The sequence below is a fragment of the Mesorhizobium sp. WSM4807 genome (assembly GCF_055811615.1).
Genome location: NZ_JBVVQY010000002.1, coordinates 34,091 through 57,645, shown reverse-complemented (window position 1 = coordinate 57,645; position 23,555 = coordinate 34,091). Strand labels below are relative to the sequence as shown.

22 protein-coding genes are annotated in these 23,555 nt (G+C 63.0%); 12 read left to right on the top strand and 10 right to left on the bottom strand.

What is annotated here, in order from left to right:
- The first annotated feature begins 93 nt into the window (after positions 1–93).
- Positions 94–1,077: a 4-hydroxybenzoate octaprenyltransferase gene (ubiA, locus tag AC0L3N_RS02570; RefSeq protein WP_473545362.1), complete on the top strand. Its 984-nt coding sequence runs from the start codon at positions 94–96 to the stop codon at positions 1,075–1,077.
- On the opposite strand, the gene AC0L3N_RS02565 is transcribed toward ubiA, so the two are convergent.
- The 3 genes from AC0L3N_RS02565 to AC0L3N_RS02555 form a co-directional block, all read right to left on the bottom strand.
- Positions 1,078–1,644 (bottom strand): DUF6101 family protein, encoded by a 567-nt coding sequence (locus tag AC0L3N_RS02565; RefSeq protein WP_473545360.1) that lies wholly within the window; start codon positions 1,642–1,644, stop codon positions 1,078–1,080.
- A gap of 184 nt (positions 1,645–1,828) precedes the next feature.
- Positions 1,829–3,259 (bottom strand): FAD-binding oxidoreductase, encoded by a 1,431-nt coding sequence (locus AC0L3N_RS02560; protein WP_473545359.1) that lies wholly within the window; start codon positions 3,257–3,259, stop codon positions 1,829–1,831.
- Between the two features lie 9 nt (positions 3,260–3,268).
- On the bottom strand, positions 3,269–4,240 hold the full coding sequence (locus AC0L3N_RS02555; protein WP_473545357.1) for an L-threonylcarbamoyladenylate synthase: 972 nt from the start codon (positions 4,238–4,240) through the stop codon (positions 3,269–3,271).
- A 176-nt stretch (positions 4,241–4,416) separates the two neighbouring features.
- Here AC0L3N_RS02555 and AC0L3N_RS02550 point away from each other — a divergent pair, with 176 nt between their 5' ends.
- Positions 4,417–4,869: a hypothetical protein gene (locus AC0L3N_RS02550; RefSeq protein ID WP_123147039.1), complete on the top strand. Its 453-nt coding sequence runs from the start codon at positions 4,417–4,419 to the stop codon at positions 4,867–4,869.
- A gap of 70 nt (positions 4,870–4,939) precedes the next feature.
- Here the strand turns inward: AC0L3N_RS02550 and AC0L3N_RS02545 are convergent, their stop codons facing one another.
- From AC0L3N_RS02545 to AC0L3N_RS02535, 3 genes are all read right to left on the bottom strand, one after another.
- A complete protein-coding gene (locus AC0L3N_RS02545) occupies positions 4,940–5,062 on the bottom strand; it encodes a hypothetical protein (protein WP_280178801.1) in 123 nt (40 codons plus the stop codon).
- A gap of 110 nt (positions 5,063–5,172) precedes the next feature.
- On the bottom strand, positions 5,173–7,701 hold the full coding sequence (gene glyS, locus AC0L3N_RS02540; protein WP_473545354.1) for a glycine--tRNA ligase subunit beta: 2,529 nt from the start codon (positions 7,699–7,701) through the stop codon (positions 5,173–5,175).
- 404 nt (positions 7,702–8,105) lie between these two features.
- The gene (locus AC0L3N_RS02535) at positions 8,106–9,173 is read right to left on the bottom strand and encodes a glycine--tRNA ligase subunit alpha (protein ID WP_473487661.1); all 1,068 of its coding nucleotides are present in this window, start codon (positions 9,171–9,173) and stop codon (positions 8,106–8,108) included.
- On the opposite strand from AC0L3N_RS02535, the gene AC0L3N_RS02530 reads away from it, so the two are divergent.
- Positions 9,150–10,073: an NmrA/HSCARG family protein gene (locus tag AC0L3N_RS02530; RefSeq protein ID WP_473545352.1), complete on the top strand. Its 924-nt coding sequence runs from the start codon at positions 9,150–9,152 to the stop codon at positions 10,071–10,073. The two genes, AC0L3N_RS02535 and AC0L3N_RS02530, sit on opposite strands and share 24 nt — an antisense overlap.
- A gap of 151 nt (positions 10,074–10,224) precedes the next feature.
- Positions 10,225–12,060, top strand: coding sequence for a patatin-like phospholipase family protein (locus AC0L3N_RS02525; RefSeq protein ID WP_473545350.1), 1,836 nt, complete (start codon positions 10,225–10,227; stop codon positions 12,058–12,060).
- 67 nt (positions 12,061–12,127) lie between these two features.
- On the opposite strand, the gene AC0L3N_RS02520 is transcribed toward AC0L3N_RS02525, so the two are convergent.
- On the bottom strand, positions 12,128–13,903 hold the full coding sequence (locus tag AC0L3N_RS02520; protein ID WP_123147036.1) for a tetratricopeptide repeat protein: 1,776 nt from the start codon (positions 13,901–13,903) through the stop codon (positions 12,128–12,130).
- 298 nt (positions 13,904–14,201) lie between these two features.
- Between AC0L3N_RS02520 and AC0L3N_RS02515 the strand changes: the two genes are divergently transcribed.
- Entirely contained in the window at positions 14,202–15,350 is a 1,149-nt protein-coding gene (locus AC0L3N_RS02515) for a helix-turn-helix transcriptional regulator (RefSeq protein ID WP_473545348.1), read from the top strand.
- A gap of 73 nt (positions 15,351–15,423) precedes the next feature.
- Here the strand turns inward: AC0L3N_RS02515 and AC0L3N_RS02510 are convergent, their stop codons facing one another.
- A complete protein-coding gene (locus AC0L3N_RS02510; RefSeq protein WP_123147470.1) occupies positions 15,424–16,029 on the bottom strand; it encodes a TetR/AcrR family transcriptional regulator in 606 nt (201 codons plus the stop codon).
- 103 nt (positions 16,030–16,132) lie between these two features.
- On the opposite strand from AC0L3N_RS02510, the gene AC0L3N_RS02505 reads away from it, so the two are divergent.
- Positions 16,133–17,560 carry an MFS transporter gene (locus AC0L3N_RS02505; protein WP_473545346.1) on the top strand — a complete coding sequence of 476 codons (1,428 nt, stop codon included), beginning with the start codon at positions 16,133–16,135 and terminating at the stop codon, positions 17,558–17,560.
- A 41-nt stretch (positions 17,561–17,601) separates the two neighbouring features.
- Here the strand turns inward: AC0L3N_RS02505 and AC0L3N_RS02500 are convergent, their stop codons facing one another.
- Positions 17,602–18,618 carry a polyprenyl synthetase family protein gene (locus AC0L3N_RS02500; RefSeq protein WP_123147034.1) on the bottom strand — a complete coding sequence of 339 codons (1,017 nt, stop codon included), beginning with the start codon at positions 18,616–18,618 and terminating at the stop codon, positions 17,602–17,604.
- Positions 18,619–18,780: 162 nt separating this feature from the next.
- Here AC0L3N_RS02500 and AC0L3N_RS02495 point away from each other — a divergent pair, with 162 nt between their 5' ends.
- The 6 genes from AC0L3N_RS02495 to moaB all read left to right on the top strand — a co-directional run bounded on the left by AC0L3N_RS02495 (position 18,781) and on the right by moaB (position 22,496).
- A complete protein-coding gene (locus AC0L3N_RS02495) occupies positions 18,781–19,005 on the top strand; it encodes a putative signal transducing protein (protein WP_095491081.1) in 225 nt (74 codons plus the stop codon).
- Positions 19,005–19,805, top strand: coding sequence for a tRNA1(Val) (adenine(37)-N6)-methyltransferase (locus AC0L3N_RS02490; protein WP_292186688.1), 801 nt, complete (start codon positions 19,005–19,007; stop codon positions 19,803–19,805). The genes AC0L3N_RS02495 and AC0L3N_RS02490 overlap by 1 nt, the downstream gene beginning before the upstream one ends.
- An 84-nt stretch (positions 19,806–19,889) precedes the next feature.
- Positions 19,890–20,756, top strand: coding sequence for a S49 family peptidase (locus tag AC0L3N_RS02485; RefSeq protein WP_473545343.1), 867 nt, complete (start codon positions 19,890–19,892; stop codon positions 20,754–20,756).
- Between the two features lie 82 nt (positions 20,757–20,838).
- Positions 20,839–21,024 (top strand): hypothetical protein, encoded by a 186-nt coding sequence (locus AC0L3N_RS02480; RefSeq protein ID WP_095491078.1) that lies wholly within the window; start codon positions 20,839–20,841, stop codon positions 21,022–21,024.
- A 37-nt stretch (positions 21,025–21,061) separates the two neighbouring features.
- Positions 21,062–21,952 (top strand): 4-(cytidine 5'-diphospho)-2-C-methyl-D-erythritol kinase, encoded by an 891-nt coding sequence (locus AC0L3N_RS02475; protein WP_165848498.1) that lies wholly within the window; start codon positions 21,062–21,064, stop codon positions 21,950–21,952.
- Entirely contained in the window at positions 21,939–22,496 is a 558-nt protein-coding gene (gene moaB / locus AC0L3N_RS02470) for a molybdenum cofactor biosynthesis protein B (RefSeq protein ID WP_473545341.1), read from the top strand. Before AC0L3N_RS02475 ends, moaB begins: the two co-directional genes overlap by 14 nt.
- 47 nt (positions 22,497–22,543) lie before the next feature.
- Here moaB and AC0L3N_RS02465 read toward each other — a convergent pair whose 3' ends face one another.
- The gene (locus AC0L3N_RS02465) at positions 22,544–23,518 is read right to left on the bottom strand and encodes a phytanoyl-CoA dioxygenase family protein (protein ID WP_473545339.1); all 975 of its coding nucleotides are present in this window, start codon (positions 23,516–23,518) and stop codon (positions 22,544–22,546) included.
- Between the last annotated feature and the right edge of the window lie 37 nt (positions 23,519–23,555).

Genomic DNA, 23,555 nt, shown 5'->3' with positions numbered 1-23,555 from the left:
GGGGAAAGGCTGGTTCGCCGCCTACCATATTTTACGGCATGACCATTTGGCTTGATGCTTGACGGCGTTCGCCTCTGCTGCCACTTCAGCACGATGGAACCCATCCAATCGAAAGCTGCCCAGGGCCGCGTCGCCGATGCGCCGAGCGGCCACTGGGTCTACCGCATTCTGCCGCGCTGGCTGTGGTCCTATGCGCAGCTTGCCCGGTGGGATCGGCCGATCGGTTGGCAGTTGCTGCTGTGGCCGTGCTGGTGGTCGGCAGCCCTTGCCGCAAGTGCCTATCCACGCCCTACTGATCCACTGCTCTCGCTGCTGCCGGCGCCATGGTATCTCGTGCTGTTCCTGATCGGCGCCATCGCCATGCGCGGCGCCGGCTGCACCTACAACGATCTGGTCGACCAGGACATCGACAACCAGGTGGAACGCACGCGCTCGCGGCCGCTGCCGGCGGGAAAGGTCACCCGCCGGCAGGCCTGGGCGTTTCTCGTTATCCAGGCATTGATTGGACTCGCTGTGCTTCTACAGTTCAACAGCTTTGCCATCCTGCTCGGCATCTGCTCGCTCGCCGTCGTCGCCATCTACCCATTCATGAAGCGATTCACCAACTGGCCGCAACTGATTCTCGGCCTTGCCTTTTCCTGGGGTGCGCTGATGGGATGGGCGGTCGAATTCGGCGATCTCGATGGCCCGCCCGTCATGCTCTATATCGGCTCGATCCTGTGGGTGATCGGTTACGACACGATCTATGCGCATCAGGACAAGGAGGACGACGCCATCGTCGGCGTGCGTTCGACCGCACGCCTGTTCGGCGACAACACCAAGACCTGGCTCGTTGGGCTTTATGGCGGGGCGCTGGTCTGCTTCGCCATCGCCTTCGCCTCGGCGCAGGCGCCGGTGCCGGCGCTGGCCGGGCTGATCGCCGCCGGCGCCCATATGGCGCAGCAGATAGCAAGGCTGGACATCGACGATCCGGACCAGTGCATGCTTCTGTTCAGATCGAACAACCAGGTCGGCTGGCTGATCTTCCTTGGCCTGATCGGCGGTGGGCTGTGGGTGGCGTTGAAGCCGCTGGTGTAGTTATTCCCGCGAAATAATTTCCTGGCCGCCAATCACCAGCCTGAGGCCGAGATCGCCGGCCCTGCGACGGGCGAGGAAGCGCGGACGACGCGTGGTCGAAACCCGACCCTTGCGGCGGTTCTGCGCCGGCAATGTCTTGATGGCGGCGCCAAGCGATTCCTCCAGCGTGCGGGCGATGCCGTCCGATTCGATCAGAAGCATCGGCAGGCGGTAGGCAGCGGCCCAGGCGCGCCAGTCGGCGGCGACATCCTCGAGATCGTCGGCCACCAGCAGCGGCACCGACAGCATCGGATCATTGTGCAGAAGCTCCAGCGTCACCGTGACATTGCCATCCGGATCCTCCATCGCGCGGGCGGCCACGCCACGAAACGCGTTGGCAGGCAGAGCGATGAACGCCGGCACGCCGCTCATCTCCAGCATGCGGCGAATGACGGCGCCACGCTGGTCGATGGTGAAGGTAACGTCGCCATAATCGTCGCGCGTGCCGTAGCTCACCACCTGCGGCAGGCGGAATGGGTCGAGGCGCATGTTGCGCCCGGCCCAGACTGGCTTCAGTCCAGTGTTCATATTGTGCCCTTCCTGTCTCTCCTGAGAGCCGGTCTTCCGGTTCTCCGGGCCGGTTTTTCCAGCCTCGTTGTGGGGAAACGTTAGCGCGGGCTTCTTATCGCAGCGCTTAAGAAAGTCGGTTAAATTTTGCTGATCTCAAGGGGATGGTTATCGGAATGCGACCATTCACAAGACATCGAAAGGATCAGATAACCTTACCGGGATTCATGATGCCGGCCGGGTCGAAGGCCGTCTTCACCCTTCGCATCAATTCGATCGCCATCGGCGGCGCCGTCGCGATCAATTCATCGCGCTTCAGCTGGCCAATGCCGTGCTCGGCCGAAATCGAGCCGTGGAAGCTGCGCACGACATCATGCACGGCCTTGTTCATGGCGTGATAGAGCCCGAGAAACGCTTCGTCATCGCCGCCGATCGGCCGGGAGATATTGTAGTGGAGATTGCCGTCGCCCATGTGGCCGAAACAGACCTCGCGCGCGCCCGGGCTGACCGATTGCACGGCGCCGGCCGCTTTTTCGATGAATTGCGGGATGGCCGCCACCGGCACCGAGATGTCGTGCTTGATCGAGGCGCCTTCGGGCTTCTGCGCCTCGGGCAGCACCTCGCGGAAATTCCAGAAGGCATCGCCCTGCGTGATGCTCGCCGCAATCACCGCATCGCCGACGATCTCCTGTTCGAGGCCGGCTGAGAGCACCTCTTCGATCAGGGCCCTCGCATCCTCCGCCGAGCGGCCCGAAGAGATCTGCATCAGCACATACCACGGCCAATCCCCGGACAGCGGCCGCACGACGCCTGGCGCGTGCAGAAGCGTAAAGTCGTAGGGCCTCTGGCCGATCAGTTCGAACGCGGTGAGCGCGGCACCGGCGCGGTCCATCGCTAGGCTGAACAGAGACAGTGCCGCCTCAGGTGACGACAGGCCGGCAAAGGCCACCTCGCGCCCCTTGGGCTTGGGGAAAAGCTTGAGCACGGCGGCGGTGATGATGCCGAGCGTGCCCTCCGCGCCGACAAACAGGTTCTTCAGATCGTAGCCGGTGTTGTCCTTCTTCAGCTTGCGCAGATCATCGAAGACCTCGCCAGTCGGCAGCACCACTTCGACGCCGAGACAGAGCTCACGCGCATTGCCATAGGCAAGCACACCGGTACCGCCGGCGTTGGAAGAGAGATTGCCGCCGATCTGGCAGGAGCCCTGCGCAGCAAGCGACAGCGGAAACAGCCGGTCGGCGGCATCGGCCGCTTCCTGCAGCGTCTGCAGGATGACGCCGGCCTCGACGGTGACCGTGTTGGACAGGATGTCGATCTCGCGGATGCGGTTCAGCCGCGACAGCGACAGCACGATCTCGCGGCCGGACATATCCGGCACCTGCGCGCCGACCAGCCCGGTGTTGCCGCTTTGCGGCACCACCGGCGTTCCCCTCTCGGTCGCCAGCCGCATAATGCGGCTGACCTCGTCGACGCTGCCGGGCCTCAGCACCAGCGCCGTTCGGCCATGCCACAGGCCGCGCCTTTCGGTGAGGTAGGGCGCGATGTCCTGCTGGTCGCGAAGCGCATATTTGTCGCCGACGATGGCCGCAAAGCGGTCGATGATGGCGGGGTCGATATCCCGGGATATGTCGTTCATAGCTGGAAACTATGGCCCTACGTCGATCTTGTCACGAGGGGCGGCGGCGCGCGAAAGCCGGTCGTTGATCGCCTCGCCCAGCCCGTCGAGGGGGATCGGCTCGACGGCGATTGTCTTGGCGCCGCTGCGATCGAGATCCTGCATATGGGCAAAGAGGTTGGCCGCGGCCTCGCGCAGATCGCCGGTCTCCGACAGGTTGCGCAAGGCGGCAGCGCCTTGCCAGCCTTCGGCACGGCGGGGCCCGAACGCCAGCAAGGCTTCGCCCATTGCGACTTTTGCGGCGTTGACCCGCACCGCAGCACCAGGCGCGTAATGCGAGGCGAGCATGCCCGGCGCCTCGATGCCCGCCGCACCGCGCGACAGCTTCACGCCGGCGGCCGCTTCGATCTCCCCGGCGGCAATGCCTCCCGGTCGCAGCAGCCGCAGCTTTCCCCCCTCGATCTTCACGATTGTCGATTCGAGCCCGACCGACGTCGCGCCGCCATCGACCACCAGCTTGATTTTTGCACCAAGATCCGCCGCCACGGCCTCGCCCGTCGTTGCACTGATCTTGCCTGAGGAATTGGCGCTGGGCGCGGCAAGCGGGCGTCCGAGCCTGGCGATCAGTTCGCCGCCAAAGCCCTTCGGCATGCGCAGCGCAATCGTATCGAGCCCGGCGGTGACCAGCGGATGAATGCCGTTGCCGGGCCGCTGCGGCAGCACCAGCGTCAGCGGTCCCGGCCAGAATGACTGCGCCAGTCTTTTCGACAGCGGATCGAACAGCGCGAGGCGCTCGGCCATCGCCAGATCGGCGACATGGGCGATCAGCGGGTTGAAGCGCGGCCGGCCCTTGACCTCGAAGATGCGCGCCACGCCAACGCCATTGGTGGCGTCGGCGGCCAGCCCGTAGACGGTTTCCGTCGGAATGGCGACGACATCGCCGACTTCGAGCAGCGCCAGCGCCCGCTCCATCGCCTCGCCGGCGGCAAGTATCTCAGCCACTCTCATCACCTTACAGATGCGGGACCTCACAGATGTGGGTGCGTAATACGGTGACGTTTACGGGGCAAGTCCGGACGTTAGCGAATTATCAAATCGCTAAAATGCTAGCTTTCCTCGCAAGCCCGCATCAATTCCCGGACGATATGGTGCCGACTTGTTGGGCAAGGGGAACTATCATGGTCTGGGTGCGTATCCTGGCAGCGCTCGGTCTCACTCTGGCGGCGGGCGGAGCACAGGCTTCGTCATTCGTTGTTCTCGGTGCACCATCCTCGATGCCATCCGTCGTCAGGCTCGGCGCGCCTGAAGCGGTGAAGATGGCTGGGAGCTCCTCGACGCCATCGATCGTGGCGCTCGGCGAACCAGTGCCCGACGTCACCTATGAAAAAGTTGCTGCGATCCCGAGCCAACCCAAGCATGACTTCATGCAAAGCCCGATGATCATTCGCGGCGGCATCGTCGGCGACGCCTTCGCAAAGCCGGCCCCCAGCGTCGCACCTGCCGCGACAACCGCTGTCGCAGCACCTGGGGCGGCCACCAGATCCGACAAAAAGATAAGTGCAACGAACAGCCCGCCTGAGCCCGCAACGCCGCAACCGACGCCCATTCCCGAGATCGACCAGGCCAGATAGCCGTTCGAGGCCAGGACGACGCTCGCGCGCCGCCTGGTTCATTGAGTAAAATTCCGTCGCCTGAAAAACCTCAGGCCGCGACTTCTTTGTCCGCGTCGGCAGCGGCGACCTCGTCGAGGGTCGTTTCGGAAGCGGACGCAACCGTCTCGGCGGGAGTTTCTTCTGTCACTTCGATGTCGCGAGCGGAATTCATGAAAGCCTCCGCGGGGTTGGCGAACATGTTCCTTGTGCCAGCAGAGATGATCGTCATATGACTGTAAGCCGGCTCGACCGGCTATTGGGAAAGAAATATTTTCCCAAGCCTCAGCCGGCGATTTTCGAGAAATCCGCAACCTTGTCGGTCGCTGCCCGGATGCGTGCCAGCAGTGCCAGACGATTGGCGCGCACGGCCAGGTCCTCATCATTCACGAGAACGCGTTCAAAGAATGAATCAACCGGTTCACGCAACGCGCTAAGCGCCAGCATGGCGGCGGAAAAGTCTTCATTGTGAATCGCTTGGCCGGCTTCTCTCTCGGCCTGATTCACCGCGGCAAACAGCGCTTTCTCGGCATCTTCCCGGAATAGAGCCGGCTCAACACGTTCGGCGATGGTCGTTTTCTTCTTCTCCTCGGCAGCCAGGATATTGGCCGCACGCTTGGTGCCGGCAAGCAGGTTCTTGCCGTCCTCGGTGTCGAGGAACGTGCCAAGTGCTTGGACGCGGCGGACGATTTGGAGCAGGTCGTCGTTCGGCGATTGGCCGATCTCCCCCCCTGTGGGGGAGATGCCCGGCAGGGCAGAGAGGGGCAACGTAGAGCGCCCTTCCCCGGCAGAATTTTGAGACGCCAGCGGGACAGCGCCCCCCTCTGTCGGCTTCGCCGACAGATCCCCCACAAGGGGGGAGATTGGGCGCGAACCCGCCGCCAACACAGCATCGATCAAATCATGCCGCGCACCCTGGTCGCGCAAATAGACTTTTAGGCGATCGTGCAAGAAGGAGAGGAGGTCGGCAATTATTTCAGCCGCAGAATGGTCTGGGGGTTCTACGCCACGTACCTCCGAGGACAACAAACCTGCTCGCTCACTGAGCAGATCATCGGCCGATCCAACGCCAGTAGTGAAATCACCCCCGTCATCCGCTCGCCAGACCACCGAAAAACGATTACCGCCATTGTAGGTAAGTCCGAACAGTGCGTAAAGAAACTGGCGCTGGACCGGTAGCCTCACGCCATTCTCGACCAAGACCCTGATCACCCCTAGCGCTGCTCTTCTCAGCGCATAGGGATCCTTTGACCCCGTCGGCTTTTCGTCAATCGCCCAGAAGCCGACCAGCGTGTCGAGCTTGTCCGCGAGCGCTACGGCCACCGATACCGGGTCGGTCGGAACACGGTCGGACGGGCCCTGCGGCTTATAATGTTCCTCAATCGCGGCGGCGACCGAGGGATGCTCTCCCTGCAGCAGCGCATATTTGCGACCCATGGCGCCCTGCAATTCCGGAAACTCGCCGACTACCTCGGTGGTGAGGTCGGCCTTGGCCAGGACGGCAGCACGCTCGGCGCGCTCGCGGAGATATTTCTGCTCGACGTTCAGATCGTCGGCGGACAGAAGCTTGCCATCGAAGAAATTCGGCTGCTTCGACAACGTGTCAGCGATCTCGCCAGCCAGCCTCTTGATCCGCTCAACCCGCTCACCCTGCGTCCCGAGCTTGGCGTGGAAGGTGACGCCGAGATGGTCGAGACGGGCCATGCGCTGGTCGAGCGGCTTTTTGAGATCAAGCCCGAACTTTTCCGCCGATGCCTGCAACTGGTCGAGATCAGGCAGGTCGCCCTGGTCGGTCTTCCAGAAATAGAGCGCGTCGGACAGGCGGGCGCGCACCACCTTGCCGTTGCCGTGGGCGATCTCCTTGCCACCGTCGCTTGCTTCGATGTTGGCGGTCAGGATGAAGCGGTTGGAAAGCGCTTCACCGACACCCGGTGGCCGCGTCACGAAGCACTTCTGGTTGGCGCGGATGGTCAGCCGGATCACCTCGGCCGGAATGGCGAGAAAGTCCTGCTCGAACTCGCCCATCAGCACGACAGGCCATTCGACCAGGCCTGACACTTCCTCGAGCAGCCCCTCGTCCTCGACCAGATCGAGCCCGTTGGCGAAAGCGAGATTCCTGGCGTCGGAAAGGATGATCTCCTTGCGCCGGTCGGCGTCGAGCACGACCTTCGCCGCCTCCAGCTTGGCGGCATAGTCGTCGAAGCGGCGCACGGTGATCGCGCCCGGCGCATGAAAACGGTGGCCGTAGGTGACATTGCCCGAGCGGATGCCGTCGATCTCGAAGTCGACGACCACCGGCTCCTCGGTCTCCGGGCCGAAGGTGCAAAGGATGGATTGCAGCGGCCGTACCCAGCGCAACGATCCGGGTTTCGCCGAGGCCGGCCCCCAGCGCATCGATTTCGGCCATGGAAAGCCGCGGATGATGCCCGGCACCAGTTCGGCGATGATTTCTTCCGCCGCCCGGCCCGGCTTCGCAATATGGGCGACATAGAAGTCGCCCTTCTTCGGATCGGCATGGACATGCGCCTCGGCGATCGAGGAAAGGCCGGCCTTGCGCAGAAAACCTTGCACCGCCTGTTCGGGCGCCTTGGTCGAGGGTCCCTTGATCTCCTCGCTTATGTCCTTCGAGCGCGCGGTCACGCCGCGAATGTCGAGCGCCAACCGCCGCGGCGTCCAATATTCGCGCGCCGCCTCATAGGTCAGCCCGGCCTCGACCAAACCGTCCGTCATCATCTTCTTCAAGTCGCCCGCCGCCTTGCGCTGCATGCGCGCGGGAATCTCTTCCGAACGGAGTTCTAAAAGCAGGTCGGGCATTGATTGTGCTCACGCGGCAAAATGGTCCGGGCGGGGCATAGCAACTCGGCTGGCCGCTGTCACCCTTCCCCATGCAATCGGCGTGTCTACCGACGATTTCCAAAAAATTTCCGCTGCCTGTCGGGTCGAAGCGGGGCTATCCGTCCTTGGGTCAAAGATTTCCATGAACCGAACGCAGCGCTGAAGCGACCAACGCTCAGGCAGGGAACTATTGGCTGAACGACCATGAAGACGGCATCGACATTCCTACAGATCCTCGCGCTCAGCGCCTGTTTCGCAGCGCAGGCTCATGGGACGTTCGCGATGCCTGGCGTTAGACAAGCGCTGCGGACGATGGCTGGCTCCAGCGGCCAAGGCGTATTGCCAATCAGCGCTTCAGTCGAAATCGCAAATAGCCTCTGGAGCTAAGCCGCCAGCCCGCCAGCCTGCGTCAGCAAAAACGCCTCGCCGCAGGCTTTCGCCAGATTGCGTACCCGCAAGATGTAGCTCTGCCGCTCGGTGACGGAAATCACGCCGCGCGCGTCGAGCAGGTTGAAGACGTGGCTGGCCTTGATGCACTGGTCGTAGGCGGGGAATACCAGGCGGTGGTTCCCCTCCCCTTTGGGGGGAGGGTGGCCAGACGAAGCCTGGCCGGGAGAGGTCGCTCGGGCAGTGCTCGACGTCCTACTTGCGGTGCCTTCTGAGGCAACCCCCTCTGCCCGCTTCGCGGGCATCTCCCCCTCGAGGGGGGAGAAGGGCGCGCCGGCATCGAGCAGCGCCTTGCACTCGGCTTCGGCGTCCTCGAAATGCCGAAGCAGCATCGCCGTGTTGGCGAATTCGAAATTGTGGCGCGAATATTCCTGCTCGGCCTGCAGGAAGACGTCGCCATAGGTCACCTTGTCGGCGCCCTCGCGGCCGTTGAAGTTGAGGTCGTAGACATTGTCGACGCCCTGCACATACATGGCCAGCCGCTCCAGCCCGTAGGTGAGCTCGCCCGCCACCGGCGCGCATTCGATGCCGCAGACCTGCTGGAAATAAGTGAACTGCGACACTTCCATGCCGTCGCACCAGCACTCCCAGCCCAGCCCCCAGGCGCCGAGCGTCGGGCTTTCCCAGTCGTCCTCGACGAAGCGGATGTCATGCAGAAGTGGATCGACGCCAATGGCCGACAGCGAGCCGAGATAAAGCTCCTGCAGATTAGCCGGGTTCGGCTTCAGGATCACTTGGTACTGGTAATAGTGCTGAAGCCGGTTCGGGTTCTCGCCGTAGCGCCCGTCCTTGGGCCGGCGCGAAGGCTGCACATAGGCCGCGTTCCAGCGCTTTGGCCCGAGCGCGCGCAGCGTCGTCGCCGGATGGAACGTGCCGGCGCCAACTTCCATGTCGTAAGGCTGGAGAACGACGCAGCCATAGTCAGCCCAGTAGTTATGCAAGGTCAGGATCAGCTCCTGGAACGAGCGGCTGGGATGCATATGGGCTGGGATATCAACAGTCACGGCGGCCTCGACGGGAAAGGCGGGGATGCGGCCCTCCCTAGAGCGCCCACCGGCAAGCGTCAAGGCAAGGGGCCGGCCGCAGAGGCGTGTCCCAGCAAAAACCGCGAACTCGCCGAGGAAGTCGTCGAAGCAGATCTGGACCGCCCGGAAAGCCTCAAAGCTGCATTTGAAGGGGCATACGGCGTCTTTCTGGTCACCAATTTTTGGGAAGAAGGTACCGACGAGTTCAAGCAAGCAACAGCAGCGGTGCGCGCCGCCAAAGAGGCCGGCGTCCAGCATTTTGTCTGGTCAACGTTGCCCAATGTAGAAGCAATCAGCGGCGGCAAGCCCCACGTTCCCCACTTCACCGGCAAAGCCAAAATTGATTGGATCGTGAAGAAGGCTAGCTTTGCGCATCATACGTTCGTTATCGCGCCATTTTTCTACCAGAACTTTGTGGGCGCACTTGCTCCGCAAAAGCAGGAAGATGGAAACCTGGGCTGGGCTCTTCCCCTTGATCCGGACGTACGTTGCATTCACATGGGCGACATCACCGAACTCGGCGACCCCGTGGCCGGCGCATTCGGACACCCGGATGAGCCAGGAAACGGCGAGCATCTGCCTTTGGTCGGTGATTTCATGAGCTTCAATGAAATCGTCGACACGCTGAAACGGCAGGGACATAAGATTTCATTCAAACAAGTCCCAACGGACGTTTTTGCTACCTCTTTTCCTGGGGCCGCCGAGGTGGCAGGGACTTTTAGCTACTTCCAGGTTCACACTTACCTTGGCCCGGGTCCGCACGACGAGATTGCGCTCGTAAACAAAATAGCAGGCAGGCAAGCGAGCAGGTTCGCGATGTGGGCTCAAGTGAATTTCCCGGCCCAAAAGACGGACGCCGAGAGCGGCGTGGCGGCCTGATCGTGGCCCTTGCTGGGAGCCAGAGAGCGCCCAGCGGTCAGTCCCGCGCCTCAGCCGTTCGGCGGCTCTCACGTGTGGTATGGTGTCATTCGGCAGGGCGTCCAGCACCCTCGAGGAGACAAAAGTCATGGATTCCCAAGGGATGGCTCAGATGTCCTCCGTCGATTCTCTTGCAGCGAGTTTATTGTCGGCGACATTGATGTTCGATCGGGCGTCGTTGCTGGCGCTCGAGGCTTTAGCTGCCGAATCCGACCGTCGGGTCCTGAGACGCGGTGAGGTTCTGGTTCGCGAAGGCGATGCGTCGGACAGGTTTTTCATCGTGCTGTCTGGACGCTTTACGGTACACAAAGGAGATTCGACTGGCTCGGTCGCCGAGATCGCACAGGGCGAACTCATCGGTGAAATCGGTTTCTTCGCAGGACTACCCCGCACGGCCACTGTCCTTGCAGCGCGCGATTCGATCGTCCTTGAAATCGGTCGCAATCATTTCGAGAAGGCGGCCGAGACATTGCCGAGCCTGAGAGAGGCGGTCACGGTATTTCTGGCGCGCCGGTTTGCCACCCAATCTCCGAGTTCGTCGCGTCTCAAGGAACCTGCCAAGATCCGAACGCTTGCGATCATTGCAGCCGGCGGAAGTCGCATCTCACCGGTGCTCATCCAGCACCTGCGGCAAGCGTTCGGCGCGGCCACGCGCGCTCGGTTCGTTTCCCGGCTTGAGATCCAAGCGAAGTTCCCAGGTCTTCCGATCGACGACCAGCCGATCCTTAACTGGTTGAACGAACTGGAGGCGGAAGCCCAATTCATCGTCTATGTTGCCGATGAGGAACCTAATGAATGGACCCAAATCTGCATTCGCCAGGCCGATACCGTCCTGTTGCTGGCCAACGCGTCCTGCTCGCCTCGCCTGAACCCGTCTGAGGAACTGACGCTATCGGTCCATCCGCCATCGACCAGTCGGCTTGTCCTAATTCACGACCGTCGCTCGGCTGCGGTCTCCGGTACCTCTGCATGGCTCGATGAGCGACCCTATGTTGACCAGCATCATCATGTTGCGCTGGACGACGGGTCTGATTTCCAGCGCCTGGTCCGATTTATTTCGGGCAAGGCACTGGGCTTCGTGGCGGCAGGGGGTGGGTCCCTCGGCAGCGCTCATTTAGGCGTCTACAAGGCTTTCGTCGAGGCGGGCGCTTGCTTCGACTATCTCGGCGGGACAAGTTCCGGAGCGGCGATGATGGCCGGCTTCGCAAGAGGCTTGGATGCCGAGCAGATCGACCGAGGTACCCACAACATATTTATCAAGAGCCGGGCGTTTCGCCGTCCCACCTTGCCGCATTTCGCGCTTCTGGATCACAAAGCGTTTGATCGGGCCCTTCGGCTGGAATACGGCGACGTTCTGATCGAGGATCTTTGGCTTCCGTTCTTTGCGCTTTCGACCAATCTGAGCAGCCGTCAGCCCCATGTCCACCGTCGTGGAAAGCTCTGGCACGCCGTTCGGGCGTCCGGCTCCATCCCGGGTGTCCTGCCGCCGTTCTTTACAGATGACGGCGATATGCTGGTGGACGGCGCTATCATGAACAATTTGCCGCTGGAGCAGATGAAGGAGCTCAAGACCGGACCCAATGTCATCGTTACCTTCGGGACGAGTGCACCGCAGAAATACGACATAGACTATGACCGCATCCCCGGAGCTTCCGAACTGGCATTGGCCTTGCTGAACCCTTTCGGTCGTGCCCGTTTGCCTCGGGTTCCCAGCATGCTTCAGGTCATTGCCTCGAGCATGCTGGCACACCGGCCGCAGGACATTGCCGTCGGCGAAGAGGATATCTTGGTCTGTCCGGAGGTTTCCAACACGATCAGCTTCATGGATTGGAGTCGGCATTCCGGGTTGTTTTTGGATGCCTACGACCGCACGACCCGATGGATCGAGGAACATCTCCGCCAGAACGACTCAGGGCTCCGAGCGGTGCTCGGCAACGAGCACGATTAGAATGGCTTATAGTCCAGACCCTTAGCGACAGCGGCGACGAGCCCCGCATAGTCGAATTCAGAAGTATTCAGCCCTTCGGCGCGGGCGCCGGCTCGGGCTTGACCTTCGGGGTTTCCTGCGCTGTGTTGGATTCGATCGGCGGCAGGCCCTTTAGCAGTTTCTGCTGCAAGGCGGCGAGCACGTCGGGATCCGGCTTCAGGTCGCGGGCCTGGTTCCACTGGAACGTGGCTTCCAGCCTGCGGCCGACGCGCCAATAGGCATCGCCGAGGTGATCGTTCAGCACCGGATCTTCCGGCTTCAGCGACACGGCGCGCTCCATTTCGCGCACAGCGTCTTCAAACCTGCCCATGCGGAAATAGGCCCAGCCCAGCGAATCGACGATGTAGCCGTCGCTCGGCCTGAGGTCGACGGCCTTCTGGATCATCTGAAGGCCTTCCTCGAGGTTGACGTTCATGTCCACCCAGGAATAGCCGAGATAGTTCAGAACCTGCGGCTGGTCGGGGAACAATTCCAGCGCCTTGCGAAAATTCGGCTCGGCCTTGGGCCACTCCTTCAGCCGCTCATAGGCGATGCCGCGCTGGTAGAAAATATTCCAGTCAGCGCGGGTCGGGGTCTTCAGCATCGCTACCGCATTGTCATAGAGACCGGCCGCGGAGCGGAAATCCTCCTTTGAGGCATAGACGCCACCGAGCGCCTGATAGGCACGCATGTCGTCGGGATGCGCTTGGACGAGGGCCTTCAGATGGGCGATGGCCTCGTCATAGCGGTCGAGATCGGCAAGGTTGAGGCCGAGCTGCAGTTCCGAAAGCGCCTTCAGTGGCGAACTGGCCGGGATGCGGCGATAGAAGGCGATGGCGCCCTCGCCGTCCTTCAACTGCTCGGAAACGGCGGCGAGTTGGACAAGGGCCGCGTCGCTGTCGGGCCTCAGTGCCAGGGCATATTGCAGATAGAGGCGAACGAACGGCTCGCCGCCACCGCGATTGAGCGCGGTGGCGAGATCGAGCAGAATTTCCGAGGCGCCGTCGGACGCGCCTACAACGAAGGGTTCGACCTTCTCGCCCTTGGTGATCTTGTCGCGAAGCGCTGATATCTCGACCTTGCCGGGGGCAAATGCCTCGGCCTGATCGAGCACGGACAGCGCCTTGTCATTGTCGCCCTTGCGGGCAAGGAAGGAGGCATAGGCCTGCGCATTGCGCATCCAGGTTTCGGGCGCGGCGGCGCCGGTCGCGGTGTCCTGCAAGGTCGCGGCGTAAATCGCATCCGCCTTTTCGGGCAGGCCCGAGGCATCGGCGATAAGCGCGCGATGGAAGGATTTGAAGAGGCCGAACCAGTCCGGGCCCTGCAGTCTGTCGATCGAGGCCATGGCCTCGCCGGGGTCGCCGGCGCCCTGCTTGGCCCAGCCGGTCATGACGCCGGAGATCAGCCGGTCGAGATCGGATTCGAGCGAAAGCTTGAGCCAGTATTCGGCCTTGGAAAAGTCCTTCTTGTGAAAGGAGCCGACGGCCAGCGCCAGGCGCGAGAACCGCTCGACGTCGGGAACCGTCTTGAGCTTGTCGGCATAGACCAGGGATTCTTCGAAGCGCCCCTGCGCGATCAGCGACAGCATCAGGCTTTGCTGCAACGAGGTGTCACCGGGAGCGAAGGCGAGCGCCTGCTTGTAGTAGGCGATGGCGCTGTCGAGATCATTGTCGCCTTCGGCGACCCGCGCGGCAAGATAGGCCCCCGAGAACGACGTGATATTGACCGGCTCGGTGGTCTCTTTGGCATAGGCGGGCAGACCGGAGACCGCCATGCCCGTCACAATTGCCAGCCCTGTCAGCCAGCGCGCACATCCTTGCCGCATCGTACCCCTTTCAGTCAAAGCCATGCCCGCGTCAGCGGGATCGCCGTAGACTCGATCTTTTCCAGGCAAAGCATGGCCTTTTTGCGGTGACGCTTCAACCCGGCCCGAATTCACAATCGGGTAATGCTATCAAAAACCACGCGAAAATGCGCCCAACTGCGACCGTCGACCGCGCTTTGCCGGCCTGACGCGCCGCCGGCCTGTCCTGCTGCAGCACCGGCGCCGCGATGCCGTAAGCGATCCGTAAGCGGCGGGCGGCGAAAGTTTACGCAGCGGAATGATGCGTGGAACTGTGCAGATGGATGCCGTTGCTTCGCCCAGGAAGATGCCGATGCTGGAAATGCCGCAGGACCAGCAGGCCTTCGCCATTGTCGATCGAATCTACGAAGCGGCGTTCGCGGCCGAGCTGTGGCCGGAGGTACTGGCGGCGGCAAGCGCGATCTCCCGCTCGGCAAACGGCGCGATCTTTGTAGTCAGCGATCATTCGCCGGTCCGCGCCATCACCGAAACGCATGTCAAGCCCTTGCTCGACGCGTTCATGAAGGGGGATACTTGGCGGTTCTCCGAGAGCGTGAAGCGCATGTGCGCCGCGCAGCCGGCAACCTTTGTGCGGGTCGATAATTTCATCATCTGCGAGGAGATCGAGTGCGATCACGTTCGCAAAAGTGCCACCGCGTTTGGCATCGGGCCGCATCTGTGCACAGCCATCCCCATGCCTGGCCGCGAGCTTGTCCTTTTTGTCTTCCAGCGCTGGCTGAAGGACGGGAGTTATGACCAGGCCGCAATCGGACTGTTGAACGGACTGCGTCCGCACCTCGCACGGGCCGGCCTTGTCGCCGGGCGCCTGGGCCTGGAACGGGCCAGGACCGCCGTATCCATTCTCCGGGAAATCGGGCTGCCGGCCGCAATCATGAATGGATCGGGCATGAGTGGATCGGGCCGTGTGCTGACGGCCAATCCGCTTTTCGAAGACATGGCCGACGTCTTCCTTCCCACAGCCCATGGCGGCATCGCGATTGCCGATCAAACTGCAAACGCGCTGTTCCAGCAGGCGATCGCGCAGAACCGGGATAACCGCGTCGTGCGGTCCGTCCCCGTCGCTGCCATCAAGGGGCGGTCCGCGCTGGTCGTTCACCTGTTGCCGCTGCGCCGCGCCGCGCATGATATTTTTTCGGGCGCGGACATTCTCGTTGCCGCAACCGTGGTCGGCATCGGCGCGACTGTTCCATCGCCCAGTATCCTTTCAGGCCTGTTCGACCTGACGCCGGCAGAAGCCCGGCTCGCCGTCGAGCTTGCCTCGGGCCTTTCGGTGCAGGAGGCGGCCATGGAAATCGGCATCGCCGTCAAATCGGCCCGCACCTATCTCGAGCGGATCTTCCGGAAGACCGAAACTAGCCGTCAGAGCCAGCTCGTGGCGCTGCTGAAGAGCACGTGGTCGTTTTCGTGATCTCGACATGCCCATGAGTATCTGCTGATCTGCCGGGAATTCCGTGCAGATTTCCGGCGCCGGTCGATGAAGCTCAGGCCCCCTGGATGAGTCTTGCGTCCAGCGACTGCATTGCCACGGTGATCAGAGCGTGCAGCCGCTCTTTCGGCACGCCGTCGCGCGCCTGCACCGAGAGACCGTGCATCAGCGTCGCGTAGTAATCGCCCAACGTTTCGGCATCCGTATCCGGCTTCAGCTCTCCGTCTCGAACGCCCTGCTTCAGTCGCTCGACGATCGATGCGGTGCGGGCCAGGCGATGCTCCGCCAGCCAGTGGAGCACACTGTCGTTTTCAACGGCGCAGTTGGTCGCGGCCGACACCACCATGCAGCCCTGCGGCCGCCCCGGCCTGGTGTAGGTCTCGACGGCTTCTCGCAACATTCGCTCGATGACCCGCCGGGCGGTCGGTTCCTCCGCCAGCGCGCGAGTGGCGAAGCCGCCTTCATTGGCCTCGTAAAGCGCCACCGCCTCGCGAAACAGGTCCTCCTTCGAGCCGAAAGCGGCATAGATGCGCGGCGAAGCCAGACCGAGCGCCGACACGAGATCGGCCATCGAGGTGCCCTCATAGCCGCGTGTCCAGAAGGCGTCGCGGGCCTTCTCCAGCGCCTGGTCGCGATCGAACTCCCTTGGCCTTCCCGCCATTGCGATCTCCATTTTTTATCGATCAACAAATAATCCGCTTGACTTCGGATTGCAAACTCAATTCTTTGTCGATCGATAAAGAATCGTCGACATGGAGATTGACATGAGTTCACTCGATCAGGGCGCGCCGTTCGCCGGGGCAACAGGGGTCGGCGCGAAGCGCGGCGCCACGCTGGCATTGCTCGCTTTCGCGCAGCTCATCATCGCACTCGACCTCAACATCGTCTTCGTGGCGTTGCCGGAAATCGGTGACGGGCTGGGCTTTTCGGGCCAGACCCTGCAATGGGTGGTCAGCGCCTACACCGTGTTCACCGGTGGCTTCCTGCTGTTCGGCGGTCGGGCCGCTGACCTGATCGGCCAGCGCCGCGTTTTCATCTTTGCGCTTTGGCTCTATGCGCTTTCGTCCCTGGTCGGCGGCCTTGCCTGGTCGCCGGAAGTCATCATCACGGCCCGTGCGGTGCAAGGCATCGGCGCCGCCTTCCTGTTCCCGGCCACGCTGTCGCTGATCAACCGCCTGTTTGCCGAGGGGCCGGAGCGCAACCGGGCACTTGCGGTCTGGGGCGGCGCCGGAGCGAGCGGCCTGACGCTCGGCTCGCTGGCGGGAGGGCTTCTCACCAGCGCCTTCGGCTGGCCCTCTGTCTTCTATGTCAACGTGCTTTTGGCGGGGGTCGCGATCGTCGCGGCTTTCGCCATCATTCCGCGTGACAGCAAGCGGCACGAATACCGCAGCTTCGATCTGCCGGGCGCGCTGGCCGTCACCACCGGCGCGACCTTGCTCGTCTTCACGCTGGTTCAAGGGCCAGAATATGGCTGGTGGTCGACCGCGATCATGGCCAGCGCCTTGCTGGCGGTAATTTTCCTGACCACCTTCGCGGTGATAGAGGCCAAGAGCGCCGACCCGCTGATGCCGCTGCGCCTGTTCCACAACCGCAGCCTCGTCGCCGGCATGACGATCACCTTCCTCTACGTGGGGACCTTCGGGGCCCTGCCCTACTTTCTCACCGTGCTGCTGCAGAACGTGCATGGCTTCACCGCCTTGCAGACCGGCTTGGCGTTCCTGGTGCCATCCATCGCCATCGCGGCCGGCACCCAGGTCGGCGAACGTCTGGCAACGCGTTTTTCGACGCGCGCCACGCTGGTCGGCGGCATGGTCGTCGGGGCGATCGGGACGGCCCTGATGGTATCCGGTGCAGACGCCGACAGCAGCTATCTGTCCCTCGTACCCGGCTTGATAATCTCCGGCATTGGACAAGGCATCGTCTGGACTGCCATGTGGATCGCCGCCGCCTCGGGTGTTTCCCATGACGAGCAAGGTGTCGCATCGGGGATGGCTTCCACCATGCTCGATGTCGGCAATGCGATCGGCATGGCGGTGTTGATCGCGATTGCCAACCGCCATGTCGGCGGATTGACGGGCGGTGCCTTGAAGATCGCCGTCGCCGACGGCATTCAGGTCGCCTTCTGGCTCGCTGCGGCAGGCATCATTTTCAGCCTGCTCGCCGCAATGGTTCTTCCGGGGAAACCAAGATGAGGGGGCGGGGCGCCGTGCCGGCCAAATGTCGGCGATGCCTTTCAGTTCACCCGGCTGATGCAGAAATCGATGACGTCGATCAGCGCCGATTTCTGCGGCGTCGCTTCAAGCGGCGCCAGCGCGTCGCGCGCGATCTCGCCGAAATGGCCGGCGCGCCCGATAGTGTCAGCGATCGCGCCGTGGCGAGTCATCAATCCGATCGCCTTTTCCAGCCCGGCGTCGTCGGTGAAATTGTCCTCGATGGCGCGCTTCCAGAAGGTGCGCTCGGCCTTGGTGCCGCGCCGGTAGGCGAGAATCACCGGCAGCGTCACTTTGCCTTCGCGGAAGTCGTCGCCGACATTCTTGCCCAGATCCTTGCTGGTGCCGCCATAATCCAGCGCATCGTCGATCAGCTGGAAGGCAAGGCCGAGATTCATGCCATAGGAGCGCAGCGCCGCACGATCGTTTCGCGTCGCCTGGGCGATAACTGGACCGACTTCGGCGGCGGCCGAGAAGAGGGCCGCGGTCTTGGCCTTGATCACCGCGAAATGCTCATCCTCCGTGGTTTCGAGGTTCTTGGCGGCGGCGAGTTGCATCACCTCGCCCTCGGCAATGATCGAGGCGGCGCTGGACAGGATGTCGAGCGCTTCCAGCGAACCGACATCGACCATCATGCGGAAAGCCTGGCCGAGCAGGAAATCGCCGACCAGCACGCTCGCCTGGTTGCCCCAGATCATGCGGGCGGTCTTCTTGCCGCGCCGCATGCCGCTCTCGTCGACGACATCGTCGTGGAGGAGCGTGGCGGTGTGCATGAACTCGACTGATGTGGCGAGCTTGACATGGCCCTCGCCGGAATAGCCGAACATCTGGGCTGAGGCGAGCGTCAGCATAGGCCTCAGCCGCTTGCCACCCGAAGAGATCAGGTGGTTGGCAATCTCCGGGATCATCTCGACGTCGGAACCGGCCTTCGACAGGATCAATTTGTTGACGCGCCCCATATCGGCCGAAGTCAGGTCGATGAGATCCTTGATGGACGCGGCTTCCCGCTTCCCGTTTTCAATGTTGAGAACGACACCCACGACAAACTCCCGTCTTAAGTCACGCGCACGACGGCACCCCGATACCGCTGCAGACTCTAGGGCGGCACCCACAGGCACGGCAAGAGGCGATTTGGCGCGGTCGAGGTGGCGGCGGGAGCCACCCACGTTTACATAGACGCTGCAACCTGCGAGTTTCGTCCGATGATAGAGCTTATCCGCACCAACGATGCCGTGATCATCTCATTTGTCGAATCACTGATGCGCGATGCCGGCATCGGCTGTTTCGTCGCCGACCAGAACATGAGCGTGCTCGACGGTTCGATCGGCATCCTGCCCCGGCGCATCATGGTCGATGCCGACCAGGCCGATGCGGCGCGGCGCATCCTGACGGATGCCGGCATCGCCAACGAGATGCGCCAGACATAATGTCCGCGGCGCGCGCCACCCTTGTCCAGGACACGCCGGCGCATACGGTCGATGCCTTCCATCGCGGGCGGTTCTGGCTGGTGCAGCCGAAACAGGCCGGCCATCGCGCCGGCATGGACGCCATGATGCTGGCGGCCTCCGTGCCGTCCGCCTTCGCCGGGCGCCTTGCCGATTTCGGCGCGGGTGCCGGCGCCGCAGGCCTGGCCGTGCTGTCGCGCTGTCCTGATGCCGAGGCCGTGCTCATCGAACGGTCTCCGGAAATGGCTGCCTTCGCCGCAACGACGCTTGCCCACCCCGGCAATGCGCATCTCAACGACCGCGCCTCGGTGCTCGCCGCCGATGTCGCGCTGTCGGGCCAAGCGCGAACAGCCGCCGGGCTTGCCGACAATTCCTTCGATTTCGTCATCATGAACCCGCCCTTCAATGCCGCCGAGGATCGCGCCACGCCCGACCCGCTCAGAAAGGCGGCGCATGTCATGGAGGACGGGCTGTTCGACAGCTGGATCCGAAGTGCGGCTGCCGTGGTCAGGCCGCGCGGTGGTCTTGCCGTGATTGCCCGGCCGGATCAGCTCGGCGCCATCCTCGATGCGATATCAGGCCGCTTCGGCGACGCCGAGATGCTGGCCGTCCACCCTCGCCCCGAGGCAGCGGCGATCCGCATTGTCGTCAGGGCAATACTCGGCGCACGCGGAAAACTGTCGATCCGCCCGCCGCTGATGCTGCATGCACAATCAGGCGACGGCCCAACCGAGCGGACCGAGATGATCAACAACGGGCTGGCTTCGCTGTTCGGCGACTGAGCCTTTTTCTACCGGCCGGCGGCGCGGCATTGCCGTTGGCCGGCGAATCCCTACATGCCTTCAAGCCAATCGAGCGGAGACCCCGTGAAACGCTTCCTGAACCGCCTGCTGCCGAAATCCTGGCGTTCCGACATCGTCGTCATTCCCGTCATCCGGCTGCACGGCACGATCATGCCCGGCGGCGGCCAGTTCCGGCCCAGCCTGTCGCTCGCATCCACTGCCGGCCCTATCGAGAAGGCGTTTTGCTTCGATGCGCCCGTGGTCGCCATCTCGATCAATTCGCCGGGCGGCTCGCCGGTGCAGTCGCGGCTGATCTTCAGACGCATCCGCGACCTGGCGACCGAGAAGAACAAAAAGGTACTGGTCTTCGTCGAGGACGTGGCGGCTTCGGGCGGCTACATGATCGCGATCGCCGGCGACGAGATCTTTGCCGATCCGTCCTCCATCGTCGGTTCGATCGGCGTGGTGTCGGCCTCGTTCGGCTTTCCCGAGCTGTTGAAGAAGATCGGCGTCGAGCGCCGCGTCCATACTGCCGGCCAGAACAAGGCGGTGCTCGATCCGTTCAAGCCCGAGAAAAAGGAAGATATCGAGCGGTTGAAGGCGCTGCAGCTCGATGTCCACGAGACGTTCATCGACCTCGTCAAGGACCGGCGCGGTCCCAAGCTCAAGGACGACTCGGACCTATTCACCGGCTTGTTCTGGACCGGCAAGAAGGGGCTGGAGCTCGGCCTTGTCGATGCGCTCGGCGATATGCGCAGCGTGCTGAAGACCCGTTTCGGGCCCAAAACCCAGCTCAAACTGATCACGGCGCCGCGCGGCCTGTTCGGCCGCTTCGGCTGGTTCGGCTCAAGCAAGTGGGGCTTTTCGGCGCCCGATATCGCCGCTGCTGCCGCAAGCGGCGTGATCGATGCGGCGGAAGAGCGCGCGCTGTGGGCGCGCTTCGGGCTTTGAAAAACCGGCAAAAGCGTCTAACTTAAGAGCTTGACCGACCCGACCGGCCACCGCAGCCGGCCTTGCGAGGAAGGAGTTTGACATGCCACAGATCATTTTCTTCATCGCAGTCGGCCTGCTCGCCTATTTCGGCTATCGCTCCTTCATCAGGGAAGCCGAGCGCGTGACGGCCAAGATACGGCGCACCGAAAAACAGGCTACCAACGGCACAATGGGCACGCTGGTCAAGGACCCGAAGACCGGCGAATACCGTCTGGCCAAGGACTGACATCATCTCTCTCGCGACTGACACAGCGGATTCCGGCATCACCGTTCGGGCATTGCATGCACATGCCAAGATAAATCTCGCGCTGCACGTCACCGCCAGGCGCGCCGACGGCTATCACATGATCGAGAGCCTGGCGGTGTTCACGCGCTTCGGCGACAGGGTCGAGATCGAGATTGCCGACAGCGACGGGTTTTCCGTGTCGGGCCGATACGCCTCCGCGGTCCCGCTCGATGACGGCAATCTGGTCGTGAAAGCGCGCAACGCGTTGCGAGAGCAGGCCGGTCAGCGGCATATGCCGCCGGTCGCCATCAGGCTCGAAAAGAACCTGCCGGTCGCGTCGGGCGTCGGCGGCGGGTCGAGCGACGCCGCAACGGTGCTGCGCGGGCTGGCTGAGACATGGAGACTGGACCTCGACGACGCCGACCTGGCGCGGATCGGCCTCTCGCTTGGCGCCGACGTTCCCATGTGCCTCGCGGCAAAGCCATTGATCGCGCGTGGCGTTGGCGACGAACTGTCGGCCGTGCCGGGCTTTCCCGCACTCGGGCTGGTTCTCGTCAATCCCGGCACTGCCATCTCTACGGCCGACGTGTTCAATGCGCTTTCCGATCGTAACAATGAGGGACTGCCGCCGCTGCCGCGCAGCCTCGACTTCCACAGTATCCGCAACTGGCTGGAGATCACCCGCAACGATCTCGAGCCCGCGGCGCGGGCGATCCAACCCGCCGTCGGCAAGGCGCTGTCGGTGCTCGACAAGGCCGGAGCGGGGTTCGCCCGGATGTCCGGTTCCGGCGCAACCTGCTTCGGGCTGTTCGAGACCGGCAATGTCGCCAAGCGCGCGGCCGTCGATATCCGCAGCCGCCATCCCGACTGGTTCGTCGCCGCGACGCGAAGCATGACATCGGAGGCTGACATGCATGGCCAGGATTGACGAGAGCCGCTCCTTCATTCCCGTGCGCATCGCGGTGCTGACCGTTTCCGATACGCGCAGCCTCGCCGACGACAAATCCGGCGAAACGCTGGCCGACCGCATCGTGGAGGCCGGCCATATCCTGGCCGCCCGCGACATCGTCACCGACGACCGCGAAAAAATCCGCGACAAGGTTCTGGGCTGGTCGAAGGACGAAGCGATCGATGTCGTCGTCACCACCGGCGGCACCGGCTTTACCGGCCGCGATGTGACGCCGGAGGCGCTGGAGCCGATCTTCGAAAAGCGCATGGACGGCTTTTCCGAAGTGTTCCACCGCATTTCCTATGACAAGATCGGCCCTTCCACGATCCAGAGCCGGGCGACCGGCGGCGTCGTCAACGCGACTTTCGTTTTCGTGCTGCCGGGTTCGACCGGCGCCTGCAAGGACGCCTGGGACGGCATTCTGAGGCCGCAGCTCGACTACCGGCACATGCCCTGCAACTTCGTCGAGATCATGCCGCGCCTGGACGAGCATCTGCGGCGCGGCGGCACCAAGACAAGTTAGGCCAGGTTCCCAAAAGGCTGTTTCGGGCCAAAAATCAGCGCCAAAAATCAGCGAATAACCGGCTCGCCGTGGAACCGCCGGCGCGAGGGCGGCGAAACGCCGAAGCCGACTTCCATCATCAGCCGCGGGTTGCGCGTCGGCACGGTGCCCATGTGGAAGCCGAACGGATCCTCGACAAAGCCCAGACCTGCCTCGCCGGTCAGCGTAATCGGGCTCTGTTCGCCGTAGACCTTCAGAACCTCTTCCGCGGGATGGCCGACAAGAAGCGTCATCTGATGCTTGAGGATGCGGCGATTATGGCTGCCGCGAACATAGACATGCGGACCGGTCTCGGCATCGACCGGATTGAGATAGAAGAAGAATTTCAGCATCCGCCAATCGTCGAGATCGAAGTGGTATTTGCCAAGCGACGCCAGGTTCTTCTCGGCGTCGGAGACGGAGCTCGTCGGAAAGCTCCACCAGACGCGCGTGGTGATCAGCTTCGCCTGGCTGCCGAGATAATGGGCTGCGATGTCGAGAAGCAGCGGGTCGCGCTGTACGGTAAGCGCAGCGTTGCAGTCGAGAACCCGCTCGAAAAAATGGCCGCTGAGCAAGGGACGGCCGAAGTGCTTCTCGGCCTCGGCATGTTCGGCCGGCAGGAACTCCAGGCGACGGTCGAAATTGCCGAAGCAAGGCGTGCGCTGCGCAAAGCTGGCGATTTCCTCGTGGATCGACGACGGCAGGGCAAGCCCGGAAAAGAGGCCGTCCGAGCGGAGCGCGCCGACCACCGCGTCACGATCGACGCCGGCGAACATGGTCTCCTGGTCTTTTTGTGCGGGTCGAACCGGCTTTGCGCCACGCCAATGCAACCGCCGCGCCGGCATGGTGCGCGCCAGCATAAACATCGGCAGCCATGCCGGATTCTCGCGAAGGTCCGACAGATAGGTCGGAATCCGCACCGCAATGCGGCGCAGCAGGCTGCCGTTTCGGGCAATCGACTCGAGGCTTGCAGCACCGGATTGGTCAGGACTTGAAAGGGTCATCATCATCCTCAGCTATAAGGGCCGCGTCGACGAAGCG

Excerpts from the sequence above, each read along its gene's own strand:
- ubiA (WP_473545362.1), top strand. The coding sequence starts at position 94 with ATGGAACCCATCCAATCGAAAGCTGCCCAGGGCCGCGTCGCCGATGCG.
- AC0L3N_RS02565 (WP_473545360.1), bottom strand. The coding sequence starts at position 1,644 with ATGAACACTGGACTGAAGCCAGTCTGGGCCGGGCGCAACATGCGCCTC.
- AC0L3N_RS02560 (WP_473545359.1), bottom strand. The coding sequence starts at position 3,259 with ATGAACGACATATCCCGGGATATCGACCCCGCCATCATCGACCGCTTT.
- AC0L3N_RS02550 (WP_123147039.1), top strand. The coding sequence starts at position 4,417 with ATGGTCTGGGTGCGTATCCTGGCAGCGCTCGGTCTCACTCTGGCGGCG.
- AC0L3N_RS02545 (WP_280178801.1), bottom strand. The coding sequence starts at position 5,062 with ATGAATTCCGCTCGCGACATCGAAGTGACAGAAGAAACTCCCGCCGAG.
- glyS (WP_473545354.1), bottom strand. The coding sequence starts at position 7,701 with ATGCCCGACCTGCTTTTAGAACTCCGTTCGGAAGAGATTCCCGCGCGC.
- AC0L3N_RS02530 (WP_473545352.1), top strand. The coding sequence starts at position 9,150 with ATGGGCTGGGATATCAACAGTCACGGCGGCCTCGACGGGAAAGGCGGG.
- AC0L3N_RS02525 (WP_473545350.1), top strand. The coding sequence starts at position 10,225 with ATGTCCTCCGTCGATTCTCTTGCAGCGAGTTTATTGTCGGCGACATTG.
- AC0L3N_RS02520 (WP_123147036.1), bottom strand. The coding sequence starts at position 13,903 with ATGCGGCAAGGATGTGCGCGCTGGCTGACAGGGCTGGCAATTGTGACG.
- AC0L3N_RS02515 (WP_473545348.1), top strand. The coding sequence starts at position 14,202 with ATGGATGCCGTTGCTTCGCCCAGGAAGATGCCGATGCTGGAAATGCCG.
- AC0L3N_RS02510 (WP_123147470.1), bottom strand. The coding sequence starts at position 16,029 with ATGGCGGGAAGGCCAAGGGAGTTCGATCGCGACCAGGCGCTGGAGAAG.
- AC0L3N_RS02505 (WP_473545346.1), top strand. The coding sequence starts at position 16,133 with ATGAGTTCACTCGATCAGGGCGCGCCGTTCGCCGGGGCAACAGGGGTC.
- AC0L3N_RS02495 (WP_095491081.1), top strand. The coding sequence starts at position 18,781 with ATGATAGAGCTTATCCGCACCAACGATGCCGTGATCATCTCATTTGTC.
- AC0L3N_RS02490 (WP_292186688.1), top strand. The coding sequence starts at position 19,005 with ATGTCCGCGGCGCGCGCCACCCTTGTCCAGGACACGCCGGCGCATACG.
- AC0L3N_RS02480 (WP_095491078.1), top strand. The coding sequence starts at position 20,839 with ATGCCACAGATCATTTTCTTCATCGCAGTCGGCCTGCTCGCCTATTTC.
- moaB (WP_473545341.1), top strand. The coding sequence starts at position 21,939 with ATGGCCAGGATTGACGAGAGCCGCTCCTTCATTCCCGTGCGCATCGCG.
- AC0L3N_RS02465 (WP_473545339.1), bottom strand. The coding sequence starts at position 23,518 with ATGACCCTTTCAAGTCCTGACCAATCCGGTGCTGCAAGCCTCGAGTCG.